Annotated in this window: 9 protein-coding genes and 2 pseudogenes; 4 read left to right on the top strand and 7 right to left on the bottom strand. The window is 69.4% G+C overall.

Annotated elements, in window-relative coordinates:
* Nucleotides 1–85 precede the first annotated feature (85 nt).
* The 3 genes and pseudogenes from O9280_RS15325 to O9280_RS15335 form a co-directional block, all read right to left on the bottom strand.
* Nucleotides 86–577, bottom strand: a complete 492-nt coding sequence (locus O9280_RS15325) for a hypothetical protein (RefSeq protein ID WP_298344723.1) — start codon at nt 575–577, stop codon at nt 86–88.
* 74 nt (nt 578–651) lie between these two features.
* Nucleotides 652–1589: pseudogene (locus tag O9280_RS15330) on the bottom strand (IS1595 family transposase); the annotation flags it as partial.
* A gap of 164 nt (nt 1590–1753) precedes the next feature.
* Entirely contained in the window at nt 1754–2659 is a 906-nt protein-coding gene (locus O9280_RS15335) for a transposase (RefSeq protein WP_298344721.1), read from the bottom strand.
* On the opposite strand from O9280_RS15335, the pseudogene O9280_RS15340 reads away from it, so the two are divergent.
* Nucleotides 2659–3240 (top strand): annotated as a pseudogene (locus O9280_RS15340) (zinc-binding dehydrogenase); the annotation flags it as partial. The gene O9280_RS15335 and the pseudogene O9280_RS15340 sit on opposite strands and share 1 nt — an antisense overlap.
* Before the next feature lie 149 nt (nt 3241–3389).
* Here the strand turns inward: O9280_RS15340 and O9280_RS15345 are convergent.
* Both O9280_RS15345 and O9280_RS15350 read right to left on the bottom strand, forming a co-directional pair.
* Entirely contained in the window at nt 3390–4274 is an 885-nt protein-coding gene (locus O9280_RS15345) for an SDR family oxidoreductase (RefSeq protein ID WP_298344699.1), read from the bottom strand.
* A gap of 64 nt (nt 4275–4338) precedes the next feature.
* Nucleotides 4339–5070: an SDR family oxidoreductase gene (locus tag O9280_RS15350; protein WP_298344702.1), complete on the bottom strand. Its 732-nt coding sequence runs from the start codon at nt 5068–5070 to the stop codon at nt 4339–4341.
* A 314-nt stretch (nt 5071–5384) separates the two neighbouring features.
* Between O9280_RS15350 and O9280_RS15355 the strand changes: the two genes are divergently transcribed.
* A complete protein-coding gene (locus tag O9280_RS15355) occupies nt 5385–6332 on the top strand; it encodes a LysR family transcriptional regulator (protein WP_298344705.1) in 948 nt (315 codons plus the stop codon).
* Between the two features lie 336 nt (nt 6333–6668).
* Nucleotides 6669–6977: a transposase gene (locus tag O9280_RS15360; RefSeq protein WP_298344708.1), complete on the top strand. Its 309-nt coding sequence runs from the start codon at nt 6669–6671 to the stop codon at nt 6975–6977.
* Between the two features lie 228 nt (nt 6978–7205).
* On the opposite strand, the gene istB is transcribed toward O9280_RS15360, so the two are convergent.
* Together istB and istA are read right to left on the bottom strand one after the other, a co-directional pair.
* Nucleotides 7206–7997, bottom strand: coding sequence for an IS21-like element helper ATPase IstB (gene istB, locus O9280_RS15365; RefSeq protein ID WP_298344712.1), 792 nt, complete (start codon nt 7995–7997; stop codon nt 7206–7208).
* A complete protein-coding gene (gene istA, locus O9280_RS15370; RefSeq protein ID WP_298344715.1) occupies nt 7990–9420 on the bottom strand; it encodes an IS21 family transposase in 1431 nt (476 codons plus the stop codon). The genes istB and istA overlap by 8 nt, the downstream gene beginning before the upstream one ends.
* Before the next feature lie 67 nt (nt 9421–9487).
* Between istA and O9280_RS15375 the strand changes: the two genes are divergently transcribed.
* Nucleotides 9488–10615, top strand: a protein-coding gene (locus O9280_RS15375; protein ID WP_298344718.1) for an IS3 family transposase whose coding sequence is annotated in 2 segments (ribosomal slippage) — nt 9488–9743 and nt 9743–10615 — 1129 coding nt annotated over the 2 segments. Because the reading frame shifts where the segments join, the coding sequence is not laid out codon by codon here. This gene is flagged as partial in the annotation.

Consider the following 10615-nt stretch of genomic DNA (forward strand, 5'->3'; position numbering starts at 1 on the left):
AGCGCCGCAAGCCGCTGCATGAACTCCAGCGGTGCCATCACCAGGTGCGTCGTGCCATCGCGCCACGGTGTCTTCAGCTTCAGCTCTACCTGTCCTGCGGCGTTGAGCTGCACCCGTTCGTCCGACAGCGAGGGGCGGGTGATGTAGCGGCACAACTGCTCCAGCCGCTTGCGGTCGTGGGCTGCCGCTTGCGGTCGTGGGCTTGCACCCGCACCGCCGCGTGCAGGCTGAACCCGTCGATGTCGGCACACAGCGGCTGGCGCACCCAGTCCTCGTGTGGCGTCGCTCCGCGCAGGGTCAGCACCTTCTGCCCGGCGCGAGGGCCGAAGGCGATTCGGTAGGTGATGGCCGCGGCCTGCAGCGGCCGCAGCGTGCGCGCCTCCTCGCCGTCGGCATCCGGCTCGGCCAGGTAGGTCTGGCCCATGTCCTCGACCAGCACCCCCCGGCGCGTGAGCAACTTCATCAGCCGCTCGATCACCGACTGCAGCAGCGCATGCAGCTCGTCGTCGGTGGGCGAAGCCGCCTCGATGAAGGCCGGCGAGCCATCGGCGGCGCGGCGGTACACCCCGTCCAGCACCAGTCGAGGCTGGCCGGCGTGCCGCGTGAGGAGGGAGGCGTCGGTGGCTTCTTGCGCGGCCGATGGCCCGCGGTGATGTCTGCGTAGCGCACGGGCGTGTGCCGCACCGCAAGCTCGAGCACTCGGTAGAACACCATTCCCCGGCTGCGGGAGTGCCGCTGGTTGAAGCGGAACACGAACTCGTTGAGGTACTCGTGCAGATGCGCTTGGTCGATGGCACCTTGGTGGGTGCCGAGAATCCACCGCTTGGCCAGTGAAGCGACTCGATGGACGGCGGGCAGCATCTCCGCAGCCTGCTCGTCGCCTCGAAGCCGGGCCGCGCGCTGACTGCGCGCTTCATGCGTGTAGCCGCACCGGTCCAGCCCAAGATGGCCTTTCCAGCTGTCCGTGATGACCGTGGCGCCTGGCTCGACGTGATCGGAGACGAAGGCGCGCAGTGATGCAGCCGAGGCGTCGGCCAGCGGCGCGAGCCTGCATCGGCCGTAGCCGCGGGGTTCCTTGATCTCCACCGCGATGCCCGTCAAGACCTTGTCGCCCCTGCCTTTGCCGCGACCTACTCCAGGATCTCGACCGCCGATGTAAGTTCGTCGACCTCCACGGTGCCGACCAGGCGCTCGCGCCCTGGACGAACGAGCACGGCCCTCAGCCGGTGAAGCATGGCCCACACGGTCTGATGGGAACCGACATCGAGCGAACGCTTCAGACTCAGCGCAGCGATCCCGTCCTTGCCGGTGGCGAGGAGCCAGCAGGCGGTGAACCACAGGGTCAGGGGCGTGCGCGTGCGGTCGAAGATCGTTCCGGCGGTGACGGAGCAACGCACACCGCACGCGGTGCACTTGAAGCGCCCGTCGCCAAGACGCCAGGCGTCGCGCCTCTGGCAGGCCGGGCAGACGAAACCGGTAGGCCGGCGTAGCCACTCGAGGTGGTCCAAGCAGTCGGCATCGGTTCGAAACCACGATCGAAACTCACCGAATGACCTTGGGTAGTGCCGTCCTGCGCGTGGATGGCGCATCCCCGGCCGTCTCCGGTCAGTCCGGTTAAATGGAGAGCCCCGGGAAATTCAAACGCCCTCACTCTGGCCCGGCGCAAGCGGCGGGTCGGATCCAAGGCGGCTGAAGGGCGCGAAGCTGACCCGCTTCTCGCACCGGGCCGTGTCTGCGATCGGGCTGCTGGCGTTCACGGCGTGCGATTCCGGCCTCGGGCTCGGGCTCGGCGGCGCGCTCGGGCACGTTGCGCGCACATCGCGCGCAGCATCCCCCAGGCTACACGCCAGCCGCTGCACGCCACGGGGCGGGTGCCCGCGTGGGCCCCCGCCTCCCAGGCGGCGAACTCGAGCCCCGCCTCGCGCGCCTTGCTGCGCGGCGGCGGCTGAGGATCCAGCCCCAGGTGGGTGAGGATCTTGCCGATCACCGCACGCTCCAGGATCGCCGCGATGATCTTCACCTGCACGCCGCCGCACCTTGGGCAGCGCCGCATGTCGATGTCGAACACCCGCTTCAACAGCCGCGCCCAGCCCATGCGCTGCGAGCGCGCCCGCACCGGCTCGACTTCCTCGCACTTGGCGCGCGCCTCGACTTCGGTGGCCGCGTGCCCCAGAGCGGGCGGCTGCTGCGGCACCACCCGCGCCCGCAGCTTCGCGTTGGGCGCCAGCACCCCGTGGTACCGGATCAGGCGCAGCCTCGGCCGCGGCACCAGCGCCGCCAGCCGCTGCATGAACTCCAGCGGGCTCATCACCAGGTGCGTCGTGCCGTCTCGCCACGGCGTCTTCAGCTCCAGCTGCACCTGCCCTGCCGCATTCACCTGGATGCGCTCGTCCGACAACGCAGGCCGGGTGATGTAGCGGCACAACCGCTCCAGCCGCTTGCGCTCGTGTGCTTCGACCCGGACCGCAGCGTGCAGGCTGAAGCCGTCGACCTCGGCACACAGCGCCTGGCGCGCTGTGACCTCGCGCGGCATCGCGCCTCGCAGCGTCAGCACCTTCTGGCCGGCGCGCGATCCGAAGGCGATGCGGTACGTGACCGCCGCCGCCTGCAGCGGCCGCAGCGTGCGTGCTTCCTCGCCGTCGGCATCCGCCTCGGTCAGCAATCAGGAACACGGCCAAGGTGCAGGAGGGCGACACCTTCGCCGTGTTCGGTCTCGGCGGGATCGGACTTGCCGTGGTGCAGGGCGCCAGGCTCGCCAGGGCGGGCCGCATCATCGCCATCGACACGAACCCGTCGAAGTTCGCCCTCGCGCGCACCTTCGGTGCGACCGACTGCGTCAACCCGAAAGACCACGACAAGCCGATCCAGCAGGTGATTGTGGAAATGACCGAATGGGGCGTCGACCACAGCTTCGAGTGCATCGGCAACACCCAGGTGATGCGGGCTGCCCTCGAATGCGCGCATCGCGGCTGGGGCCAGTCGGTCATCATCGGCGTGGCCGGCGCGGGCCAGGAGATTTCGACCCGCCCCTTCCAGCTGGTGACGGGGCGGCGCTGGCTGGGCACGGCCTTCGGCGGCGTCAAGGGTCGCAGCGAACTGCCCGGCATGGTGGACGACGCGATGGCGGGGCGAATCGAGCTGGCGCCCTTCGTCACGCACACCATGCCGCTGACCAAGATCAACCGCGCCTTCGACCTGATGCACGAGGGACAGTCGATCCGCTCGGAGATCCACTACTGACGGCGCGGCGTCCTGGACGCCGCCCGATCCGTGCCCGCACCGTTCGGCGGGTTGCACAGGCGAGTGGGCCCCGGCCCGCGGTGGAGAGATTGGCGCAGCGCCGACGATGCCCCGCTCGCCATCGGCCGTCCCGCCACCCCGCGCGGGCGTCAACCTTCGGGTGAGGTTTGCGGCGCGAGCATGTGCGCAATGCCGAAGCGGGCGTACAGGCCGGCGGTCAGTTCGGCGTGCGCCCGGTTGTACGGTTCGATGGCCGCGCCCATGCCGAGCGTGTCGACAGTGGTGCGGAACGGTCGCTGCCCGACGGGTTGCGCAATCAGCGCGAGAACCGCGTCGGCCACACGCTGCGGGTTCTGAGAAGGCGTGGCGGCGAGCACCTGTTCGAAATACTGCAGTGCGTGCCGAGGCGCGTCGGCCAGCGGGCCGTAGCCCGCGTTGCGAGCGGTGTTCGACGGGCGCATCAGGTGGTCGATGAAGCTGGTCGCGTAACCGCCGGGCTCGACCACGCAGACGTCGATGCCGAAGGCCGAGAGCTCGCTGCGGTTGTTCTCGCTCATCGCCTCGAGCGCCCACTTGCTGGCGTTGTAGGGCCCGTAGAAGGGCATCGTGATGCGGCCGAGGAGGCTCGAGACGTTGACCATCAGGCCGGAACGCCTTTCGCGCCAGGTGGGCAGCAGCGCCCTGTTGACGCGGTGCACTCCGAACAGGTTGACGTCGAACAGGCGCTTCAGGTCGTCGGCGGTGAAGGCCTCTTGCAGGCCGTGCACACCGATGCCTGCGTTGTGGACGACCACGTCGGGCCAGCCTGCGGCACGGGTCGCTTGCGCGATGGCGGCATCGACGCTGGCGTCGTCGCTGACGTCCATCGCAACCACAGTGGCGCCGCGGGCTGCGAGCGCCTGCGCGACCTCACCTCCCCGGCCGCCAGGATCGCGCATGGTCGCGATCAGCCGATGACCGTGGTCGAGAAGAGTGTGCGCGATGAGGCGACCGAAGCCGCCACTGGCGCCGGTCAGCAGGATGGTCCGGTTCATGGTGATCCGCCGATTAAGGGATGAAGGGGTCGGGTGAGCGGGCGCGAGGGCGTCGTTGCCGGGCTCAGCGGGTCAGGTAGCCGCCGTTGACCCAGAGCATCTGGCCGTTAACCCACTGCGACTGCGGGCTCGCAAGAAACTCGACGATGGGCACGACATCGGCCTCGCGCCCCAGCCGACCCGAGACACTCAGCCCCGCGGCGAACGCGGCCGTTTGCGGCGTCTCGGCCGCGTGGAAGAAGCTGTTGTCCAGCGGACCCGGGCCGATGTAGTTGACGGTCACCCCACGTCGGCCGATTTCGCGCGCCAGCATGCGGGTGAACTCCTCGGCGGGCGCCTTGGTTCCCGCGTACAAGGCGTAGCCCGCAGCGCTGCCTGCGGTCAGCGAAGTGCCGATCTGGATGATGCGACCGCCGTCGGCCACGCGACGCGCGGCCTCGCGCATGACGAACAGCGCTGCCTTGGTGTTCGCGCGTTGCGAGCGCTCGTAGTCTTCCTCGGTGACCTCGGCAAGCGGCTTCTTGACGATCACGCCCACGGTGTTGATGACGATGTCGATTCGCCCGAAGGCCGCCTGGGCGGCGTCGAACACCTTGACGACGTTGGCCACCTCGCCGAGATCGCCCTGTTCGAACGCCACGCGGGCGCCCTCGGCGCGGACCAGCCGGATCGTCTCTTCGTTCTCGGCGCGCGACGAGGCACGGTGGAAATGCAGCGCGACGTCGACGCCGAGCCTCGCCAGTGCAACGGCGTAGGCGCGGCCCTGGTTGTTCCGCGCGCCGGTGACGACGGCCACTCTCCCGGCCAGCGGCCTCGCCGCCGATGCAGGCGTCGCGGACGCCCGGGCGCTCGATGCGGCAGCCCATGCGCTCAGGGCGCCGACGCCGCCGAGCCATTGCCGCCGGGTCTGCGCCTGGTGGGTGGAGAAGGGGTCGGGAGTGGATGGGTTCATCGGGGCCTCTCATGCCGATCTGTGGGTGGAAGGAAACGTCGGGCCACTGTATTGTTCGCGTGTGCCGGAATCTACGGGTTCTTGCTGATATGACTTTTCTTCTTTTGTGAATAGTTTTCAGGCATCCAGCGAGGCCGCCCTTGGATCGACTGACCGCAATGCAGACCTTTGCCCGAGTCGCGGAACTGGGCAGCTTCACCGGCGCGGCCAAGTCGCTGCAGCTGCCCAACGCCAGCGTGTCGCTGCGCGTGGCGCAGCTCGAGGAACACCTGGGCGTGAAGCTGCTGAGCCGCACCACGCGGCGGGTCAGCCTCACCGAGGACGGCGCGGCCTATCTGGCGGAAGCCCAGCGCCTGCTGCAGGCCCTCGAAGACCTGGAGGCCCGGACCGCGGGCGCCGTGCGCAGCCCGCGCGGGCGCCTGCGCGTCGACGTGCCGGCAGTGGCCGGCCGGCATGTCCTGGCCCCGGCGCTTCCGGCTTTTCTGATGCAGTACCCCGAGATGACGGTCGAGCTGGGCAGCTCCGACCGCCCGGTGGATCTCGTTCCGGAGGGTGTGGACTGCGTCATCCGCGGCGGCCTCGTGCACGACGACCAGCTCGTGGCCCGATCGCTTGGCGCCTTCGAGGTCGTGACCTGCGCCTCACCCGCCTACCTCGCACGGCACGGCACGCCGAGGTCGCCCGAAGAGCTGTCGCGACATCTGGCGGTGAACTTCTTCTCCGCCAAGACCGGCCGCGTCTTCGACTTCGAGTTCGAGCGCGACGGCCGCCGCTTCGAGATTGCCCTGGCGCATCGGGCGGCTGCCAACGACGCCGACGCGCACGTGGCGCTGGCGCTGGCGGGTCTGGGCCTCGCGCAGTGCCCGCGCACCCGCATCATCGCCGAACACATCGCCGCCGGGCGGTTGGTACCCGTCCTCGCCGACTGGAGTGCCGGGCGGCTTCCGCTTTACGTGATGTACCCGCGCAACCGCCACCTCAGTGCCCGCGTGCGCGCGTTCGTCGACTGGGTGGTCGAGCTGTATGCAGCGAAGTTCGAGCAGCTGGAAACCGGCGCCGGGCTGCCCGGCAAGCGCACTTCACCGAGACCCCGTGCTCGTCGTTGATGATCCGGATCGCTTCGCGCCCGGCGGGCGGCAACGGAGCTTTCGGCCCGCAGCCAACCTGATCGCCGCGTCCGGGTGAAGCCCCGCCGGTTCGAGCGAGAAGCGGTTGAGCGGGGATTCTGGGGCAGACCTACCTGGCCGAGCCGGATGCCGACGGCGAGGAGGCGCGCACGCTGCGGCCGCTGCAGGCCGCGGCCATCACCTATCGCATCGCCCTCGGCCCCCGCGCCGGGCAGAAGATGCTGACGCTCAGGGGCGCGATGCCGCGCGAGGACTGGGCGCGCCAGCCGCTGTGCGCCGACATCGACGGGAACAGCGCAGCACGCGGCGGTGCGGGTGCAAGCCCACGACCGCAAGCGGCTGGAGCAGTTGTGCCGCTACATCACGCGGCCGGCGCTCTCCGACGAACGGGTGCAGCTCAACGCCGCCGGGCAGGTGGAGCTCAAGCTCAAGACGCCGTGGCGCGACGGCACCACGCACCTGGTCATGAGCCCGCTGGAGTTCAGGCAGCGGCTGGCGGCCAGGGCGACCGAAGGGCGCCCTTCGGGCACCCGTGCCGCGGCCGAGGCTGCATCTCATCCGGTTCCATGGGGTGCTGGCCCCGAACGCGAAGCTGCGGCCACTGGTGGTGCCGCAGGGACCTGAGGTGCAAGAGCAGACCACCGAAGTCGGAGCTGCTGTCCGCGCCGATCGAACTTTGACCCACCGTGCCGACTGAACTTTGACCCAGGGCTGGTGGCCGGGATCGCGTGATCCCGGCTGTGGACAACTGTAGCTGCTTGCTCCTGTCGGTTTGTTCTGGATGTCCTTCGCGGGGCGGCAAGCCGCGCAGGGCGTAGCCCGTAGCGGCTTGCCGCCCCGCGGCCGCCTGGGTCAGCCCGCCTCTGCAGGCCGGGCCCGGCGCTCCTGCTCGCGGGCCCTGATGCGTCGCTTCGTGCTGGCCGTGGCTTGCGTGACGCGGTAGCTCTCGTTGCCGGTCTCCACGATGTGGCAGTGGTGCGTGAGCCGGTCCAGCAGCGCCGTGGTCATCTTTGCGTCCACGAACACGGTCGACCACTCCGCGAAGTCCAGGTTGGTCGTGATCACGACGCTGGTGTGCTCGTACAGCTTGCTCAGCAGGTGGAACAGCAGCGCCCCGCCGGCCTGGCTGAACGGCAGGTAGCCCAGCTCGTCCAGGATGACCAGGTCCAGGCGCAGCAGGCTGGCCGCGATGCGCCCGGCCTTGCCTTCAGCCTTCTCGCGCTCCAGCGCGTTGACCAAGTCGACCGTCGAGTAGAACCGCACCCGCTTGCCATGCTCGGTGATGCCGGCCACGCCGATGGCCGTGGCCAGGTGGCTCTTGCCGGTTCCTGGCCCGCCCACCAGCACCACGTTGTGCGCGGCCACGGTGAACTCGCAGCTGGCCAACAGCGTCACGAGCTTGCGGTCCACCGGCGAGACCTCGAAGTCGAATCCTGCAAGGTCACGGTGCACCGGGAACCTGGCTGTGGCCATCTGGTGGCTGACCGAGCGCGTGGCCCGGTCGCTGGCCTCGGCCTTGAGCATGTGCTCCAGGAGCCACCGCGAACGCTCCAGCTCGCCGTTGTTCTGCTCGCCCAGCTCCGCCCAGGTGGCGGCCATGCCGTGCAGCCGCAGCGCCTTCAGTTCGCTGATGACGTCACGCATCTTCGGCTCCTTGCTCAGCCCGGATGCGCCGCAGCCGGTCGTAGCGTGCCGTGTCGGCCACCGGCTTGGTCAGCGCGCCCAGGGCCGTGGCCACGTTCTCCGGCCGCGGCGGCGCCGTCAGGCGTGCCAGCACGTTGCCCACGTGCTCGGGGCTGACCCGGCCGCTGGGCCCGGCGCGCTCCAGTGCCAGGTCGGCTGCAACCAGCACGGCGTCCAGCCCGGCCACCTTCACCAAGTCCAGCACCTGCGCCATCAGCCGGTCTCCTCCGGCGTGCTTGAGCAGCGCCTCGCGCAGCCGGCCCAGCGGCTCGGGCAGGTCCTTGAACGGCGCACCGTTGCGCAGCGCGCCGGGCTTCCTCTGCAGCAGCGGCACGTAGTGCATCCAGTCGTACACCGTCTTGCCCTTGCCCGGCTGCCGCTCGTGCTCGGCCACGATGCGTTCTTCGGCCACGATCACCACCCGGCTCGGGTACAGCCGCGTGCTCACGGTGTGCCGCGCCCACTCGCACGGCACCGAGTAGCGGTTGCGCGCCACGGTGACCAGGCAGGTGCTGCTGACGCGGCTGAACTCCTGCACGTAGCCGTCGAACGGCGCAGGCATCGGCATCAGGTGCTGTCGCTCCAGCTCCAGCATCTCCGCCACGCTGAACGCCTTGTGCTCGGGGTGGCGCAGCTCGGCCCACAGCGCGCGGCAGCGCTCGGCCAGCCAGGCGTTGAGTTCGTCCAGCGTGCTGAAGCGCTGGTCCCGGGCATCCAACCAGATCCGTCGGCGGCTGTCCTGCACGTTCTTCTCGACGACACCCTTCTCCCAGCCGCTGGCCACGTTGCAGAAGTCGGCGTCGAACAGGTAGTGCGCGCACATGGTCGTGAAGCGCAGGTTGACGTCGCGCGCCTTGCCCTTGCCGACGCGGTCCACCGCCGTCTTCATGTTGTCGTAGATGCCCCGGCGCGCCACGCCGCCCAGCGCCGTGAACGCACGGGTGTGGGCATCGAACAGCATCTCGTGGCCCTGGCTGGGGTAGGCCACCAGCCAGAACGCCCGGCTCGCGCACAGCTTCGTGTGCGCCACCTGCAGCCGCTGGTACACCCCGCCGAGGACCAGCGGCTCCTCGCTCCAGTCGAACTGGAACGCCTCGCCCAGCTCGAAACTCAGCGGCACGTAGGCATCCCCTGCCTGCACGCCGCCGCGCTCGGCCCGCCACGCCCGGATGTAGTCGGTCAGCCGGCTGTAGCCGCCCTCGTAGCCGGCTGCAGCCAACTGCGCATGCAGCGCCTTGGCCGTGCGTCGCTCCTTCTTCGGCCGCCTCGCGTCAGCCCGCAGCGCCTGCTGCACCGCCTCCACGAACGGTGCCAGCTTCGTCGGCACCTGCGGCCGCCTGTACTTCGGCGCCTCGGACTTGCCAAGGCGCAGGTACTTGCGCACCGTGTGACCTTGCCCCCGAAAAACGTAGTTCTTGGCTGATGATGGAATCAGAGACAGGAGCTACGAGATGAGCAACAAGCAGGTGCGTGGTCAATACACGCAGGAGTTCAAGCTGGAGGCCGTCAGGCTGGTCAAGACGGGGCAGTCGGTGGGGATGACGGCCAAGGTGCTGGGCATACCGAAGGCCAGCCTGAGCAATTGGGTTCGGTCCAGCGATCGCGGGCAGCTCGGCGGCGCGGGCGAGCGGCCGGTGACGCCTGAGCAGATGGAGCTGGCCAGGCTGAGGGCGGAGCTGGCGCGCGTGAAGATGGAGCGCGACATCGCAAAAAAAGCGGCGGCGTACTTTGCGCAGGATGTTCTGCAAAGTACGCCTGGATCCGCACGATGAAAGACAGCTGGCCGGTAAGCCTGAGCTGCGAGGTGCTGGGCGTGAGCGTCAGCGGGTACTTCGAGCACGAGCGTCGGCGGCGCCAACGCCGGCCCAGCCAACCGGGCTCGGGGCGGCTGAGCGACGAGGCCCTGCTGGCGCACATCCGCGCCATCCACGCCGAGGTCCGCCAGGAGTACGGCTGGCCGCGCATGACCAAGGAACTCTGTGCCCGAGGCCACCGCGTGGGCAAGGAGCGGGTTCGGCGCCTGATGCAGCAGCACGGCATCAAGGCGCGGGGCCGCCGCAAGTTCGTCGTGACCACCGACAGCAAGCACGACTTGCCGATCGCGCAGGACCTGCTGCAGCGGAACTTCACGGCCGACGGCCCCAACGCGAAGTGGACGAGCGACATCACCTACATCGCAACCGACGAAGGCTGGCTGTACCTGGCGGCCTTCATCGACCTGCACAGCCGCATGGTGGTGGGCTGGAGCATGCAGCCCCACATGCGCGCCAGTCTGGTGACGGACGCGCTGCGCATGGCGTGGTTCCGCCGCCGGCCCCCGCCGGGGCTGATCGTGCATACCGACCGTGGCAGCCAGTACTGCGGTGAGGAGTTCCAGAAGGCGCTGGCCGGGTACGGGATGCGCTCGTCAATGAGCCGCAAGGGCGACTGCTGGGACAACGCGCCCACGGAGAGCCTGTGGGGAAGGCTGAAGGTCGGCAGACTGCACGGGCGCAAGTTCGCCACCAGGCGGCAGGCCATGGACGAAGTGATCGACTGGCTGGCCTTCTACAACCACCGGCGACTACATTCCACGCTGG

It is taken from the genome of Silanimonas sp. (assembly GCF_027531545.1).
Taxonomy (GTDB): domain Bacteria; phylum Pseudomonadota; class Gammaproteobacteria; order Xanthomonadales; family Xanthomonadaceae; genus Silanimonas.

Coding starts and splice junctions, on each gene's coding strand:
- O9280_RS15345 (WP_298344699.1), bottom strand. CDS start 4,274: ATGAACCGGACCATCCTGCTGACCGGCGCCAGTGGCGGCTTCGGTCGC.
- O9280_RS15355 (WP_298344705.1), top strand. CDS start 5,385: ATGCAGACCTTTGCCCGAGTCGCGGAACTGGGCAGCTTCACCGGCGCG.
- istB (WP_298344712.1), bottom strand. CDS start 7,997: ATGCGTGACGTCATCAGCGAACTGAAGGCGCTGCGGCTGCACGGCATG.